At 68.7% G+C, this 15206-nt stretch carries 12 protein-coding genes; 7 read left to right on the top strand and 5 right to left on the bottom strand.

Annotated features, from left to right (window positions below; all coding sequences use genetic code 11):
• The first annotated feature begins 13 nt into the window (after positions 1 to 13).
• The 3 genes from B1818_RS07295 (at position 14) to B1818_RS07285 (ending at position 3481) form a co-directional block, all read left to right on the top strand.
• Positions 14 to 1576, top strand: coding sequence for an RNA polymerase sigma factor (locus B1818_RS07295; protein WP_078112310.1), 1563 nt, complete (start codon positions 14 to 16; stop codon positions 1574 to 1576).
• Between the two features lie 393 nt (positions 1577 to 1969).
• Complete coding sequence (locus B1818_RS07290; RefSeq protein ID WP_058250216.1) at positions 1970 to 3019, top strand: sulfite exporter TauE/SafE family protein; 1050 nt, start codon at positions 1970 to 1972, stop codon at positions 3017 to 3019.
• Positions 3020 to 3274: 255 nt separating this feature from the next.
• Positions 3275 to 3481 (top strand): hypothetical protein, encoded by a 207-nt coding sequence (locus B1818_RS07285; RefSeq protein WP_004018852.1) that lies wholly within the window; start codon positions 3275 to 3277, stop codon positions 3479 to 3481.
• A gap of 150 nt (positions 3482 to 3631) precedes the next feature.
• Here B1818_RS07285 and B1818_RS07280 read toward each other — a convergent pair whose 3' ends face one another.
• A complete protein-coding gene (locus B1818_RS07280; protein WP_078112309.1) occupies positions 3632 to 5374 on the bottom strand; it encodes a DEAD/DEAH box helicase in 1743 nt (580 codons plus the stop codon).
• Positions 5375 to 5657: 283 nt separating this feature from the next.
• Between B1818_RS07280 and B1818_RS07275 the strand changes: the two genes are divergently transcribed.
• Positions 5658 to 6884, top strand: a complete 1227-nt coding sequence (locus B1818_RS07275; RefSeq protein ID WP_176455894.1) for a YihY/virulence factor BrkB family protein — start codon at positions 5658 to 5660, stop codon at positions 6882 to 6884.
• Between the two features lie 31 nt (positions 6885 to 6915).
• Here B1818_RS07275 and B1818_RS07270 read toward each other — a convergent pair whose 3' ends face one another.
• A complete protein-coding gene (locus B1818_RS07270) occupies positions 6916 to 7188 on the bottom strand; it encodes a DUF3039 domain-containing protein (protein ID WP_058250213.1) in 273 nt (90 codons plus the stop codon).
• 136 nt (positions 7189 to 7324) lie between these two features.
• Here B1818_RS07270 and B1818_RS07265 point away from each other — a divergent pair, with 136 nt between their 5' ends.
• Both B1818_RS07265 and B1818_RS07260 read left to right on the top strand, forming a co-directional pair.
• Positions 7325 to 7783, top strand: coding sequence for a DUF3099 domain-containing protein (locus B1818_RS07265; RefSeq protein ID WP_058250212.1), 459 nt, complete (start codon positions 7325 to 7327; stop codon positions 7781 to 7783).
• A gap of 301 nt (positions 7784 to 8084) precedes the next feature.
• Entirely contained in the window at positions 8085 to 9023 is a 939-nt protein-coding gene (locus B1818_RS07260; RefSeq protein WP_171011532.1) for a sigma-70 family RNA polymerase sigma factor, read from the top strand.
• Positions 9024 to 9067: 44 nt separating this feature from the next.
• Here the strand turns inward: B1818_RS07260 and B1818_RS07255 are convergent, their stop codons facing one another.
• Positions 9068 to 11857 (bottom strand): bifunctional GNAT family N-acetyltransferase/acetate--CoA ligase family protein, encoded by a 2790-nt coding sequence (locus B1818_RS07255; RefSeq protein WP_240199188.1) that lies wholly within the window; start codon positions 11855 to 11857, stop codon positions 9068 to 9070.
• Between the two features lie 46 nt (positions 11858 to 11903).
• Positions 11904 to 13148 (bottom strand): acetoin utilization protein AcuC, encoded by a 1245-nt coding sequence (locus B1818_RS07250; protein WP_058250210.1) that lies wholly within the window; start codon positions 13146 to 13148, stop codon positions 11904 to 11906.
• A gap of 185 nt (positions 13149 to 13333) precedes the next feature.
• On the opposite strand from B1818_RS07250, the gene B1818_RS07245 reads away from it, so the two are divergent.
• Positions 13334 to 14029, top strand: coding sequence for a metal-dependent transcriptional regulator (locus B1818_RS07245; protein WP_058250209.1), 696 nt, complete (start codon positions 13334 to 13336; stop codon positions 14027 to 14029).
• A 35-nt stretch (positions 14030 to 14064) separates the two neighbouring features.
• Here B1818_RS07245 and B1818_RS07240 read toward each other — a convergent pair whose 3' ends face one another.
• Positions 14065 to 15189, bottom strand: a complete 1125-nt coding sequence (locus B1818_RS07240; RefSeq protein ID WP_058250208.1) for a DUF4192 domain-containing protein — start codon at positions 15187 to 15189, stop codon at positions 14065 to 14067.
• Between the last annotated feature and the right edge of the window lie 17 nt (positions 15190 to 15206).

Genomic DNA, 15206 nt, shown 5'->3' with positions numbered 1-15206 from the left:
CGATGTCGTTACAATGGTCGTCACCGGTCATTCCAACCGAGAAACCAAGACCTCGTCCACGGCGGCTCATGCTGCCGTGTCGCGTCTGGTGACAGACGACAGAAGACACCACAGAAGACAGCTCGAAAGGTTGTACGTGGCAGCCATCACGACCCACCAGGGTGATGCAGAGGCCGAGTCGACGGAGTCGACCCCAGCCGCGACCGACGCCCCGGCGAAGCGAACCGCCAAGAAGGCTGCGAAGAAGACCGCTGCCCGCAAGGCCCCCGCCAAGAAGGCCCCGGCGAAGAAGGCCACCAAGAAGGCGGCACCGAAGAAGGCCGCCAAGAAGGCCGCGTCCGCGGAGGGTTCCGGCGACGATCCGAACGCCGAGCCCGACGACCCGGACTCGATCGACGACATCGACGGTCCCGACGCCGAACTCGAGGACGTCGAGATCGACGACGACCTGGAGGTCGACGACGACGACTCCGAGGACGAGTCGGAGGACGACGAGTCCGAGGAGGCGACCGCGCCCGCCGCCGGCGGCGCGGCCCCGGCCGCCGCGAAGGCCGCGTCCAAGGACGAGGCCGCCGCCGCGAAGTCCGGCGACTTCGTCTGGGACGAAGAGGAGTCCGAGGCGCTGCGTCAGGCCCGCAAGGACGCCGAGCTCACCGCCTCCGCCGACAGTGTCCGCGCGTACCTGAAGCAGATCGGCAAGGTCGCCCTCCTCAACGCCGAGGAAGAGGTCGAACTCGCCAAGCGCATCGAGGCCGGACTGTTCGCCACCGAACGTCTTCGGCGCATCATGGATGCCGGCGAGAAGCTCAGCACCGCCCAGAAGCGTGACCTGAACTGGATCTCCCGCGACGGCAACCGCGCCAAGAACCACCTGCTCGAGGCGAACCTGCGCCTCGTCGTGTCGCTGGCCAAGCGCTACACGGGCCGCGGTATGGCGTTCCTGGATCTCATCCAGGAGGGCAACCTCGGTCTGATCCGCGCGGTCGAGAAGTTCGACTACACCAAGGGCTACAAGTTCTCGACGTATGCCACCTGGTGGATCCGTCAGGCGATCACCCGCGCCATGGCCGACCAGGCCCGCACCATCCGTATCCCGGTGCACATGGTCGAGGTCATCAACAAGCTCGGTCGCATCCAGCGTGAACTCCTCCAGGACCTCGGCCGCGAGCCGACGCCGGAAGAACTCGCCAAGGAGATGGACATCACCCCGGAGAAGGTGCTGGAGATCCAGCAGTACGCCCGGGAACCCATCTCGCTGGACCAGACCATCGGCGATGAGGGCGACAGCCAGCTCGGCGACTTCATCGAGGACTCCGAAGCCGTCGTCGCGGTCGACGCGGTCAGCTTCACGCTGTTGCAGGATCAACTGCAGTCGGTGCTCGAGACCTTGTCCGAACGTGAGGCCGGCGTGGTCCGCCTCCGCTTCGGACTGACCGACGGCCAGCCCCGCACCCTCGACGAGATCGGGCAGGTGTACGGCGTGACCCGCGAGCGCATCCGTCAGATCGAGTCGAAGACGATGTCGAAGCTGCGTCACCCGTCGCGCTCGCAGGTCCTGCGCGACTATCTCGACTAGTCGGTGACGACAACACCCTGATCGCCCCCGGAACCTCACGGTTCCGGGGGCGATGTCGTTCTGCCACCCACATAGACATCGATCTGTCAATAGTTCTGCGCGCTCCGATTTGGACACGACCGGATTCTCGGGCTTTCGGGGACGCACTACATAGGATGGCGCGGTGACTTACGCAGTGACCGGGAGCAGACGCGGCGCCATGCTGGTGCGTCGTGCCACCGTCGACCTGCTGCGCACAGCATCGATGCTGTGTCTGTGACGCGACAGACCCCACCCGAGGGCGAGAACGCCACCTGCGATCCCCTCCTTCGCGTTCCACTTCGTCGCGGGCACCGAGTGCCTGCCCCAGCCTCGTCACGTCCCTGACGACGTGACTTCCCGGAAAGACCCACTATGAGAACGATTGTCCTGATCGGCCTCGTCGGCTTCGCTGCTCAGCTCGTCGACGGCAGTCTCGGCATGGCTTATGGCGTCACCACCACGACCCTCCTCCTCGCCATCGGTACCAACCCGGCTGCCGCCTCGGCCACCGTGCACCTGGCCGAGATCGGCACCACGCTGGTCTCCGGCGTCTCGCACTGGAAGTTCGGGAACGTCGACTGGCGCGTCGTGCGCCGTATCGCGATTCCGGGAGCCATCGGCGCCTTCCTCGGCGCCACGATCCTGTCGAATCTCTCCACCGAGACCGCTGCGCCGGTCATGGCCGTGATCCTGCTGCTGCTGGGGCTCTACATCCTGGTGCGGTTCACTTTCCAGGGCATCCCCCGCCACAACCTCGGCAAGCCGCTGCGCAAGCGATTCCTCAGCCCGCTCGGATTCGTCGCCGGATTCGTCGACGCCACCGGTGGCGGCGGTTGGGGTCCGGTCGGCACCCCGGCCATCCTGGCCAGCGGCCGTCTCGAGCCCCGCAAGGTGATCGGTTCGATCGACACGAGCGAGTTCATCATCGCCGTCGCAGCGAGCCTCGGCTTCCTGTTCAGTCTCGGTTCGCAGGGAATCAACTTCGCATGGGTCGCGGCCATCCTCGTCGGCGGCGTGATCGCCGCTCCGATCGCGGCCTGGCTCGTGCGTCACATCCCGCCGCGTCTGCTGGGCGCCTCGGTCGGCGGCCTGATCGTCCTCACGAACACCCGCAGCCTGCTGAAGAGCGACTTCATCGACGCCCCCGGCTCGGTGCGCAACGTCTTCTACATCGTGATCGCCATCGCCTGGGCCGCGGCGTTCGCCTACTCGCTCCGCGAGTACCTGCGCGACCGGGAGAACGAGTCCTCCGACGCGGTCACCCATTTCCGCGAGGAGCAGGAAGAGGCGCTCGTGGGCGCCGAGGGCGCGGAACGCCCCGGCTCCGAGGGAACGTCGACGTCGGACATCCCGGCCGCCGACTCCGCACCCGAACCCGATGCGGGTGCGAGCGGAACACACACCCCCACGCGGACGAGCTGACCGAACGACTCGTCCCGCGCACAACGCGTAGAGTGGTGCGACCCGGCCCCATGGCCGGGTCGCATTGCGTTCGGGCGATCGTTGTCGAGTTGTTGCCTGGTGTAAACGGTGAGTGACGACACACCGAGAGCACCGTCGGAACAATACGAACGCCCCGAGCGTCTGACAGAGTGAGGTTGACGCATCGCCCGGATGTGTCGGCTCGAAGGGAAGGCGACCGGACACCCGGCGCCGGACCGGGACGGAGGAACGAACATGACTGACATCGCCACCACAGCCCCGATCTACCTGCCGCTCACTGCCGCCGATCGCTGCGATCGCTGCGGCGCCGCAGCCAAGGTACGGGCCGTCCTGCCCAAGGGCGGCGAACTTCTCTTCTGCCGCCACCACTTCAACGAGCACGAGGCCCGCCTTGTCGAGTTGAGCGCCACCGTCGTCGAATCCGCCGGCGAGCTGGTCTGACACCTCCGACGATCGAACGCGGGCTTTCCCTACGCGCACAGAGCCCGGCCGGAGCAATCCGGCCGGGCTCTGTCGTGTCCGGGGCCTGTTCCGGGCCGACCGACCAGCGCCGCTGCGCAGCCTCTGTCAGCGCCATTCGCGCAGTGTCTATCAGCGCCACTCGCGCAGTGCGGCGATCCGTTCCTTCAGCTGATCGGCGCTCGCCATGGCGGTCGGGGGCCCGCCCAGCCGAGTCCGCAACTCGTTGTGCACCATGCCGTGTGGTTTGCCCGTGCGGTGATGATGCATCGCGACGAGCGTATTCAGTTCCTTGCGCAGGGCGTGCAAATTCTCGCCGGTGGTTCCCGCCGGCCGGCCGGGAGTGGGCGGCTCGGCAGCCGACGACTCCGAGGACGACGCGACCGTCCGCGCCGTGACCTGTTCCTCCTGGCGTTTGCGCAGGAGGGCACGCACCTGGTCGGCATCGAGCAGCCCGGGCAACCCCAGATAGTCCGACTCCTCGTCGCTACCGGCGAACGTGGCCGTGCCGAACGAGGTGCCGTCGAAGATGACCTGATCGAGTTCGGCGTCGGCATGCAGCGACTGGAACTTCGGCTCGTCCTCCCCCGGCTCGTCCTCCTGCTTGTTGGCGTCGATCAACAATTGGTCGTCGAGGCCGTCGCTCTCGCGGTGCGGCTTGCCGAGCACGTGATCGCGCTCGACCTCCATCTGGCTGGCGAGGTCGAGCAGCACCGGGACCGACGGCAGGAAGACGCTCGCGGTCTCACCCGGACGACGCGATCGCACGAACCGTCCGATGGCCTGGGCGAAGAACAGCGGCGTCGACGAGCTGGTGGCGTACACACCCACGGCCAGGCGGGGGACGTCGACACCCTCGGACACCATGCGGACCGCCACCATCCACTCGTCGGTGGACGCGGCGAACTGGCCGATCCTCGACGACGACTTCGGGTCGTCGGAGAGCACCAGCGTCGGCGGCTTGCCGGTGATGGCGGTGAGGAGTTCGGCGTAGTCGCGGGCCGCGGTCTGATCGGTGGCGATGACCAGCCCGCCCGCATCCGGTGTGCCGGTCGCACGGAGCTGTCCCAGCCGCGTGTGTGCGGCGGTGAGGACCGCCGGAATCCAGTCGCCGTGGGCGTCCAGCGCGGTACGCCAGGCGCGGGTGGTGTGCTCCGCGGAGAGCGGTTCACCCAGCCGGGCGGTGTACTCCTCACCCGCGCTGTCGCGCCAGCTGGCCTCACCGGAGTAGGCGAGGAACACGACCGGACGGACGACGCCGTCCTTCAGTGCGTCGGCGTAGCCGTAGGTGTGGTCGGCCTTGGAGCGCTGATGCCCGCCGGCCTCCGGTTCGTAGGTGACGAACGGGATCGGCGAGTCGTCGGAGCGGAAGGGTGTACCGGTCAGCAGGAGCCGGCGCTCGGCGTCGTCGAAGGCCTCCCGGATCGCCTCGCCCCACGACTTGGCATCGCCACCGTGGTGGATCTCGTCGAGGATGACCAGGGTGCGATAGTTCTCGGTGCGCACCCGGTGCCGGGCCGGATGGGCAGCCACCTGTGCATAGGTGACAACGACGCCGTGGAAGTCCGAGCTGGTCTGTCCGGCGGCGTTGGTGAACCGCGAGTCGAGCGCGATCCCGACCCGCGCGGCGGCCTCGGCCCACTGGTGCTTCAGGTGTTCGGTCGGGGCGACCACGGTGATCTTGTCGACGGTGCGGTCATCGAGGAGTTCGCGGGCGATACGCAGGCCGAACGTCGTCTTTCCGGCGCCCGGCGTCGCCACGGCGAGGAAGTCCTTCGGCTTCTGCGTCAGGTACTTGGTCAGCGCACGACGCTGCCAGGCGCGGAGCTGGAGTTTCGGGCCGGCGGTGGATCCGGGGGGTTCGGCTGACGTCACCTTCTGGGCTGCTCCTCCACGCGTGCGGGTTTCCGGCCGGACATGAAACGACCCCTCGCGTGCGGGACCCGCGCCCGAGGGGACCCGCCAACTGTACCGCCGAAGCGCGACACCTCCCGCATCCCGACACCGGGCCGCGGCGTCCGCCGCGACGGGCGCCCGTGGGCGATCCGAACGACTCGCCTGGTGACCCGGGTACCCAATCGGCCTCCCGATCGGGGATATTGAACACATCACAACGCGCAAGAGGAATCCGGTCCCACTGGCCGACGACCCGTCGTCGGTGGTTCCCGCCGTCCCGCCGGGTCCCGTGTCGGCTGCGGTCACCGCGCCGATCGGCGACCCACTCGCCGATGTCGGGGCCGCGACCGAACCCCTGCGCGCGCCGCTGCGGTCCGCCCCGGCCTCCGGGGACGTCGAAGTCCTCCGCGGCGCGAAGGGGTCGACCGAACCGGACGCTGGGTCGGAGAAGACCGGGAACGACGATCCGGAACGAACCGAGGCGGCGTCCGGACCGGGCCTGCCGGTCCTGCCGAACATCCATCGCGTGGTCTGGCGCACGATCGTCAAGTCCTGGGACGACGGGATCATCGGTTGGGCCGCACAGGCCGCGTTCTGGCAGGCGCTGTCGCTGCCGCCGCTGCTGCTCGGTCTGCTCGGCTCGGTCGGTTACGTCGCCGGCTGGTTCGGCCCCGACACCGTCGACGTCGTCTACGCCCGCATCATCGACCTCGCCGGCCGGACCTTCACCCCCACGGTCGTCGACGACCTGATCACCCCGACGGTCGACAGCGTGCTCGGGCGTGGCCGGATCGGCCTCATGTCGGTCGGGTTCGTCATCTCATTGTGGGCGGGATCGTCGGCCGTCTCGTGCTTCATCGCCTCGATCGCGCACGCACACGACCAGCACGAGGTCCGACACCCGGTGTGGCAGCGGTTCTTCGCGCTGTTCCTCTACGTCGGCTTCCTGAGCGTCGCCGTGTTCCTGCTACCCCTCGTCGCGCTCGGACCGAACTACCTGCGGTCGATCGTGCCGGAGTCGTGGGGATCGTTCGTCACCACCCTCATCGACTACGGCTACTTCCCGTTCGTCGCCGTCCTCCTGCTGTTCGTCCTGACGACGCTCTACCACCTCGCGCTGCCCAATCCCCTGCCGTGGCATCGGCTCATCGGCGGGGCGATCGTGGCCGGCGTGTTCTTCTGGGTCGCGAGCTACGTGCTGCGCATCTATCTGACCAAGATCACCGAGGCCGGGGTCTCCTACGGGGCGCTGGCCACACCGATCGCGTTCCTGCTCTTCACGTTCTCACTGGGCTTCGGCATCGTGATCGGCGCCGAGTTCAACGCGGCGGTGCAACAATTCTGGCCCGCGAAGGCGTCGACCACCACGCAGGTCCGGCACTGGGTGAACTCCCAGACCTCCGACTTCACCGGACAACTCCGGACCCTGCCCGACCGGCTGTCCTCCGGCCCGATCCGCCGGCAGGCGCGGCACCGCGACCGCGGCTGACCGGCGACGCCCGCCGATCAGCCGCGTCGCGTCACTTGCGCATCTTGTTGTAGATCTTCTTGCACTTCGGGCAGACCGGCGACCCGGGCTTGGCCGACCGCGTGACCGGGAAGGTCTCGCCGCAGAGGGCGACGACATGATTACCCATGACCGCACTCTCGGCGATCTTGTTCTTCTTCACGTAGTGGAAGAACTTGGGGCGATCGTCGTCACCCCGGTCGGTCGCGTCGGCATCGGGACGCTCGTCGGTCTTGGTGTCGGACCATTCGTCGAGGTCCGGGCGTTCGATGGTTTCGGTTCCCATTCGTCCATTGTGCGTCACAACCGGGCCGACGGAACACCCGAGTGCTCATTCGCCCCGCTCGCTACGCTCCCGGCGGCGGGTGCGATAGACCGACAAAAGGAGGACAGTGGAGAGGGTGTTCGAACAAAGGGAATCCATGGGTGAGTCCGGTCGCGGACAGCACGGCCGCAACAGCACGTCGCCGCACGTCGACGAGCACGGACATCCCGCGTCGAAACGTCCGGGCGCCGAGGCCTACCTGATCACCGACGCACCGGACTCGCTCGAGGCCCAGCACCGAGCGCGTGTGCGTAAGTACCTGTTCCTCATGGCTTTCCGCGTGCCGGCGCTCGCCATCGCCGGTATCGCCTACGGCATCACCGGGTCCGGACTACTGGCGCTGGCCATCGTCGCGATCTCCATCCCGCTGCCATGGGCGGCGGTCCTGATCGCCAACGACCGTCCTCCGCGCAAGCGCGGCGAGGTCCCCCAGTACAAGTACGGCGCCGACCATCACGTCGTCGGACCCCCGGCACTGACCGACACCGGCACCGACCACCAGCTGTCGCGCACCATCGACGGGCAGGTCGTCGATCCCGACGACCCCCGCGCCTGACACCTCCGGACCACGGGTCGGCACCGCGGCCCCGTGCGTTCCCCGCGTTCCCTCGGGTTCCCCCGCGCGCGACATCTCAGCAACTTCTCAGCCGGTTGTCGAGTCGCGAAAAAGAATGCGCAGGTCACCAAGCCTCGGCGAGGTTTGCTCCGAACCACTCTCGGGAACTATCGCCCACACAAGGGCGTTGGACCCAGTGAACGCACTCAAGTCAGGAGGCCGCATGTCACGCTCGACAGTTGCACGTTCGACCCCGACCAAAGGTTTCGCCGAAGTCACCCCTCCGGGTACCCGGCCGGCGATGACCGAACAGGATCTCGACGCCCAGTCTCCAGCGGCGGATCTGGTCCGTGTCTATTTGAACGGAATCGGTCGCACCGCACTTCTCAACGCGGAGCAGGAGGTCGAACTCGCCAAGCAGATCGAGGCCGGGCTCTACGCCAAACACGTTCTGGCCAACAAGAAGCGGCTGTCCGCGGCCAAGAAGCGTGACCTCGCGGTCATCGTCCGTGAAGGCGAGGCCGCCCGGGCCCACCTGCTCGAGGCGAACCTCCGCCTGGTCGTGTCGCTGGCCAAGCGCTACACCGGCCGCGGCATGCCTCTCCTCGACCTGATCCAGGAGGGCAACCTCGGTCTGATCCGGGCGATGGAAAAGTTCGACTACGCCAAGGGCTTCAAGTTCTCGACCTACGCCACCTGGTGGATTCGTCAGGCGATCACCCGCGGAATGGCGGACCAGAGCCGCACGATCCGGCTCCCCGTCCATCTCGTGGAGCAGGTCAACAAACTGGCCCGCATCAAGCGCGAGCTGCACCAGCAGCTCGGCCGCGAAGCGACCGACGACGAGCTGGCCAACGAATCGGGCATCCCCGCGGAGAAGATCGCCGACCTGCTCGACCACAGCCGCGATCCGGTGAGCCTGGACATGCCGGTGGGCAGCGACGAGGAAGCTCCCCTGGGCGATTTCATCGAGGACGCCGAGGCCACCTCCGCCGAGAACGCCGTCATCGCCGGCCTGTTGCACTCCGACATCCGCGCCGTCCTGGCGACGCTGGACGAGCGCGAGCAGCAGGTCATCCGGATGCGCTACGGCCTCGACGACGGCCAGCCGCGCACCCTGGATCAGATCGGCCGCATGTTCGGGTTGTCGCGCGAGCGCGTGCGTCAGATCGAGCGCGAGGTCATGGGCAAGCTCCGCCACGGCGACCGTGCCGAGCGCCTGCGCGCCTACGCCAGCTGAGCGTCCCCGCACGCTCAGCCGCCTCCTTCACTGAGTCCACTCGGTCACCCGAGTCGCCTGGGTCCGGTGTCCCGCCTGTCGGGCACCGGGCCCACGCGTATGCGGGCATTGAGAACGGCCGCGCCGTCGACCGAGGCCAGGATCGGATCGCAGACCACCTCGCGGACCTCCGGGATGTCGTCGGTGAGCGTCGAGATGCGCAGCAGCAGATCGGCGAGCGCCTCCTTGTCGGCAGGCTCCTCCCCGCGGTATCCCGACAGCAGCGGTGCCGAACGCGGCTCCTCGATCAGTTCCCGTGCATCGAGTTCGGACAGCGGGACGGCGCGGTAACCGTGATCGCCCAGCAGATCGAAGGTCCGCCCGGACAGACCGAACGACATCACCGAACCGAACGACGGATCGTCGCGCACCCGGATGACCGTGCCGACGCCCTTCGGCGCCATCTTCTGCACGTGCAGCACGCGGTCGCCGGTGAGTTCGGTCAGTTCGGCGAACGCCGTCACCACCGTCGTCGCGTCGGGTAGGTCCAGGCGCGCGCCCTCGCGATCGAGACGACCGCGCCACTTGTCCGACGTCGCCTTCACCGCCACCGGCAGCCCGAGTTCACGGGCCGCCGCGGATGCCTCGTGCATCGTGGTCACCTCGCGGAACGGGACCACGTCGATCCCGTACCAGCGCAACAGCTTCGCCGACTCCACATGCCCCAGCAACCGTTCGGCTGGACGACCGGTCGCACCGTCGCCGACCATCGCCTCGCGCACGAACATCCGTGCGGCCTCGGGATCGGTGCCGTCGGGACGGTGGACCACCGATTCCGGCCGCAGGCGCCACCGGGCGTACTGCCACGCCCTCGCCAGTGACGCGGCCGCGCGCTCGGGCGAGCCGTACGACGGAATCGACCCCTTGGTCGGCATGCCGTTCGGGCCGGGCCGAGTCAACCCCGGCGGGATGCCGTCGACGGCTAGGAAGGTCGTGACGATCGGCTTGTCGGCGTCGGCGTCGGGGGTGTTGGCCGCCGCCATGAGCGCCCGGGCGTGCCAGTCGGCGCCGACCGCGACCGGCGGCACGAACACGACGATGATCCCGTCCACGCCCGGGTCGGCCATGGCCGCCGAGACCGTCGACTCGAACTCCTCCTCCGAGGCGCCGGCACCGAGATCGACGGTGTCGACGACCTCGAGGCCGCCGTTGCGCGCGGTGTCCGCCGCCAGGCTGCCCAGAACCGACGAATTGCCGATGATGCGGACGCGCGGGCCGCGCGGCAGCGGCTGATAGGCGAACACGGCCGCGCAGTCGAACAACTCGGGGATCGTGTCCACCTGGATGACGCCGGCCTGTTCGAGCATCATGCGGGCGATCTGGTCGTCGAGGGTGGCCGCCGAGCGCGCCGCCCGGACCGGCGTCATCGCACCCCGGCCGGATTTGACCGCGATGATCGGCTTCGAGCGTGAGACCCGCCGCGAGATCCGGGAGAACTTGCGCGGGTTACCGAAGCTCTCCAGGTAGAGCAGGATGACGTCGGTGGTGGCGTCGGTGTCCCAGTACTGCAGGAGGTCGTTGCCGGACACGTCCGCGCGGTTGCCGGCCGAGGCGAACGTCGACAGGCCGATCTGGCGACGGGCCGCGGTGTCGAGGATCGCGATGCCCAGGGCGCCCGACTGACAGAAGAACCCGACCCGGCCGGCGGCCGGGATGCGCGGCGCCAGGGTCGCGTTGAGCGCGACCGCCGGGTCGTTGTTCGCAACGCCCAGCGCGTTCGGCCCGACCAGTCGCATCCCGTGCTCGCGGACCTGGGCGACCAGGCGGCGCTCGTTCTCGAGGCCCTCCTCCTCGCCGGACTCGCCGAAGCCCGACGACACCACGACGAGCGTGCGCACACCCTTGACCAGGCAGTCGTCGAGCACGTCGTCGACGCGCGCGGCCGGCACCGCGACCACCGCGAGGTCGACGGGGTCGGGGATGTCGCGGACGGTCTCGTACGCCCGGATCCCCCGCACCGACGGCGGTCGTTCCCGGGTGCGACGACGCGCCGGCGTCGGTTCGCGGCCGACACCGGGCCGTCCCGGCTCGGGCTCCTCCTCGACCCGGGCGGGGCCGTTGACCGGGAACACCGGCCCGGTGAATCCCCCGGCGATGATGTTGGCCAACAGGGCGTTTCCGACCTTGTTCGGGTCGGTCGAGGCCCCGATCACCGCGACCGAGGCGGGTCGCAGCAGATTGGCGACGCTGCGGGCCTCCGACGCGCGTTCACGGGCGTTGCGCACCGACAGCAGCGCCTCGGTGGGGTCGATGAGGAACTCGACGTGCACGGTCGAGCCGTCGAAGCTCCGTGCGAGCTGATACCCCGCGTCGCGGAACACCGCGACCATGTTCGGGTTCTCGCTGAGGACCTCGGCCTCGAAACGGGTGAACCCGTTCTCCGCCGCCGCACCGGCCAGGTGCTCGAGCAGGATGGGTCCGAGGCCGCGGCCCTGGTGTTCATCGGCGACGACGAACGCCACCTCGGCCGATTCGGGTTTGCCGTCGAAGCCGAGACCCTCGTAGATGCCGACCGCGATGATCTCGCCCCCGAGTTCGGCGACGATCGCGACACGCTGCTGGTGGTCGACGGTCGTCATCCGGGCCACCTCGCGCGGCGGCAGGGTCGGGGTCGGACCGAAGTACCGCATGTACCGGGTGCGCTCGGAGAGCTTGGAGTGGAAGGCCACGATGCGGTCGGCGTCGTCGGGCACGATCGGTCGCAGGTGCACGACGCCGCCATCGGAGGCCAGCACATCGGCGATCCAGTGCCGCGGATAGTCCCACGGGCTACGCGGTTCCGGCTGATCGGCCATCGCGGGAGCGCCTGCGGGCGCGGTGGCGTCGGCGGTCGAGGTGTCGTCAGTCACGGGGGTCCTCCGGGTCGAGACCGTGGAGCGGGTAGACCGCGCGTCGGGTGGCGAGGATCGCGCGGTCGGTCTGGCGTTGGGCGTTGGCCGCGACACCCTCGGGTGGTTCCTGGCCGGCGTCGCCGGCCCACGGCTGGTAGTCGACGATGCCCCCGTCGCCCATGACCCGAACGGGCGGGGCGGCATAGTCGGAGTGCACCTGCTCGGAGATCTGTTCGGCTGTGGCACACCAGGATTCGTCGATGACCGACGACACGTCGACCTCGCGACCGAGCGCGACGCCCAGCAGATGCGTCCAGCTGCGCGGCACCACGTTGACGACGCCGTAGCCACCGCCGCCGACCGCGATCCAGCGGCCCTCGCAGTACTTGTCGGCCAGGTCGCGCATGGCGATCATCGCCGCCCGCTGTCCGTCGACGGTCAGCGAGAGGTCGGTCAGCGGATCGGCGCGGTGGCTGTCGGCACCGCACTGGCTGACGATGATCTGCGGCCGGAACTCGGCGATCAGCGACGGCACCACGGCGTGGAAGGCGCGCAGCCACAACCGGTCCTCGGTGTTGGGCATGAGGGCCAGGTTGACCGCGCTGCCCGCCGCGTCGCCGTCCCCGACCTCGGTCGGCCATCCCGTGCCGGGCCACAGGGTCGCCGGGTGCTGGTGCAGCGAGACCGTCATCACCCGCGGGTCGGCGGCGAACTCGACCTGGACGCCGTCGCCGTGGTGGGCGTCGACGTCGATGTAGGCGATGCGGTCGAAACCGTGGTCGAGCAGATACCTGATCGCGATGGCGCAGTCGTTGTAGATGCAGAATCCGGCGGCGCGCGAACGCATCGCATGATGCATGCCGCCGCCGATGTTGACCGCTCTCGTCGCCGCCCCGGAGACGACCGTCTGCGCCGCGGCCAGCGTGCCGCCGACGAGCAGGCGCGCGGCCTCGTGCATCCCGGTGAAAACCGGGTTGTCGGCGTCGCCGAGGCCGAACAACCGCTCGAGCAACGGCCCCGACAGCGACGCCGTCCCCGAACCGACCGCACGGACCGCGTCGATGTAGTCGCGGCTGTGGACGACGGTCAGGGCGTCGTCGTCGATGGCCTGCGGCGGGATCGTCTCGACGTCGTCGAGGACTCCGAGGCTCTGCGCGAGGGTCATCGTGAGGGCGAGTCGGACCGGGTTCATCGGGTGCGTGTGGGCCCATCGGTAGGACAGGAAGTCCTCGCTCCAGATGACGGCCGTCGTCATCGGGCGCTCGTAGTGTTGATCACGACCTCAGGCTAGTGGTACACATCGCGCAGCGGCCACGGATGTCGCGTCGGACACGAGTGCGCGCCACGTACCGCCGCCCCGGGACTCCCCGGTCGCGGTGAGATCGCGGTCACCACTCCCGAAAAGGGTAATCTTGGCGGGGACGAAAGGGATTGCGCACAGTGAACGACCTGGTTGACACCACCGAGATGTACTTGCGAACGATCTACGATCTCGAAGAAGAGGGCATCGTGCCGCTGCGGGCGCGGATCGCCGAGCGTCTGGACCAGTCCGGTCCCACCGTGTCGCAGACCGTTGCCCGCATGGAGCGCGACGGTCTCCTCCGGGTCGCCGGGGACCGGCACCTCGAACTGACCGACCGCGGACGCACGCTCGCCGTCGCGGTGATGCGCAAGCATCGCCTCGCCGAACGCCTCCTGGTCGACGTCATCGGAATGCCCTGGGATCAGGTCCACGAGGAGGCCTGCCGCTGGGAGCACGTGATGAGCGAGAACGTCGAACGCCGCCTGCTCGCGGTCCTCGAATACCCGACGACCTCGCCCTACGGAAACCCCATCCCGGGACTGGAGTTGCTGGGCGTGGAGGTGCCGAGCTCCGACGACGGCGCCACCCGCCTCGCCGACCTCCCGCCGGGTGAGACGGTGCCGGTCATCGTGCGTCGCCTGTCCGAACACGCCCAGTCCGACACCGAACTGCTCGGCGCGCTGCGCGAGGCGGGCGTGGTTCCCAACGCCCGTGTGACGGTGTCGAACACGGCCGGCACGATCACGATCGACACACCCGGTCACGACGGCCTCGAACTCTCGTCCGACATGGCGCACTCGCTGTTCGTCGAGAAGGTCGTCGAAAAGGTCTGACACAGCAAGGTCTGACACAGCAAGGTCTGCAGTGGTCACCCGGCGGTACGCAGTGTCGCCGCCGGGATGACGACGCCGAGGCGTTTCGCGGCGTCGTAGGACTTCTCGATGGTGCCCCACAGCCTGGCCGGGCGGACACCTGCCCGCAGGGCGGTGTCGAGCAGCGTGGCCAGGTGGTCGGTGTCCGTGCCCGCAAGCGCGACGTCGAGGGCGACACCGGTGTAGGCGCCGTCCCCGCCGATGTAGTGCAGGTGTGCGAGAAGTGTTGCGGCGGTGGACCTTCCGCGTCCGGTCAGACGGCGGGTGAGTTCTCGCCAGAGGTGTTCGGCGGCTCCCCGGAGTTCGGTGACGGCCAGGGCGAGCGCGGCGTCGCGGACGTCGGGGCGCAGGATCGCCCGTTCCAGTCGGTCCAGTTCGCCACAATCCAGGGGTTGTTCCGCTTCGATCATCGCGCTGATGACCAGGTCGAGTGCCCGTGTCGAGGCCTCGACGTCCTCTTCCTCGGGTTCGAACAAATCGAGATCGCTCTGATCCAGATCGATGCCGCGGCACGCCCGACAGTCCGGCAGCGGACGTCCCGGACCGCATTCGCCGTCGAGCGGTTCGAGCATCGTCCGCATCTCCGAGCGCCGGGCAAGAATCCGTCGCCCCGAGCGCACCGCCTCCGCGACCGCGGTCGGACTCGTGTGCGGATCGTCGAGTTGTCCGGCCGACCCCGCGGACACGTCGACCGACCAGGCCCGGTCCTCCGGACACCAGATGGTCGACCAGTGCACGCCGGCATCGAAGCCCGGCATCACGAAGCCGGCGGCGACACCACCGACATCGGCGAAGTACCGGTCGCTCATCGCGAGGATCCGCCGATAGCGACGGTCGTCCGCCGGGTAGCGGTCATCGGCGATCACGACCACGATCTCCTCGATGCCGTAGGTGGACGTGATCTCCCCGAGTCCGGCGAGGACGACCACCAGTTCGCGCGTGGGGCTGCCGTCGGGTTCGAGGGCGAGGTCGTGCCGCATGGTCGCGTTCACCGTGCGGTCGCCGGCGATGGCGATCGCGATGATCGACCGCTCGGGGACGAACCCCAGTCGAGCGGGGATCGAGGTGAGCAGCGTCGTCGGGTCGTGGGGGCCGTGCGGTGGTGGTTCGAGGATCTGCATGGCGACAGCGTCACCCG

It is taken from the genome of Gordonia sp. IITR100 (genome assembly GCF_002009645.1).
Lineage (GTDB): Bacteria > Actinomycetota > Actinomycetes > Mycobacteriales > Mycobacteriaceae > Gordonia > Gordonia hongkongensis.
The sequence above is the reverse complement of the archived record's forward strand: the minus strand, read 5'-3'. Positions and strand labels throughout refer to the sequence as shown.

Bases quoted from the DNA above. Each gene is read 5' to 3' on its own strand.
- B1818_RS07240 (WP_058250208.1), bottom strand. From the start codon at position 15,189: ATGCAGATCCTCGAACCACCACCGCACGGCCCCCACGACCCGACGACG.
- B1818_RS07295 (WP_078112310.1), top strand. From the start codon at position 14: ATGGTCGTCACCGGTCATTCCAACCGAGAAACCAAGACCTCGTCCACG.
- B1818_RS07260 (WP_171011532.1), top strand. From the start codon at position 8,085: ATGACCGAACAGGATCTCGACGCCCAGTCTCCAGCGGCGGATCTGGTC.
- B1818_RS07285 (WP_004018852.1), top strand. From the start codon at position 3,275: ATGACTGACATCGCCACCACAGCCCCGATCTACCTGCCGCTCACTGCC.
- B1818_RS07255 (WP_240199188.1), bottom strand. From the start codon at position 11,857: ATGGCCGATCAGCCGGAACCGCGTAGCCCGTGGGACTATCCGCGGCAC.
- B1818_RS07290 (WP_058250216.1), top strand. From the start codon at position 1,970: ATGAGAACGATTGTCCTGATCGGCCTCGTCGGCTTCGCTGCTCAGCTC.
- B1818_RS07250 (WP_058250210.1), bottom strand. From the start codon at position 13,148: ATGACGACGGCCGTCATCTGGAGCGAGGACTTCCTGTCCTACCGATGG.
- B1818_RS07265 (WP_058250212.1), top strand. From the start codon at position 7,325: ATGGGTGAGTCCGGTCGCGGACAGCACGGCCGCAACAGCACGTCGCCG.
- B1818_RS07270 (WP_058250213.1), bottom strand. From the start codon at position 7,188: ATGGGAACCGAAACCATCGAACGCCCGGACCTCGACGAATGGTCCGAC.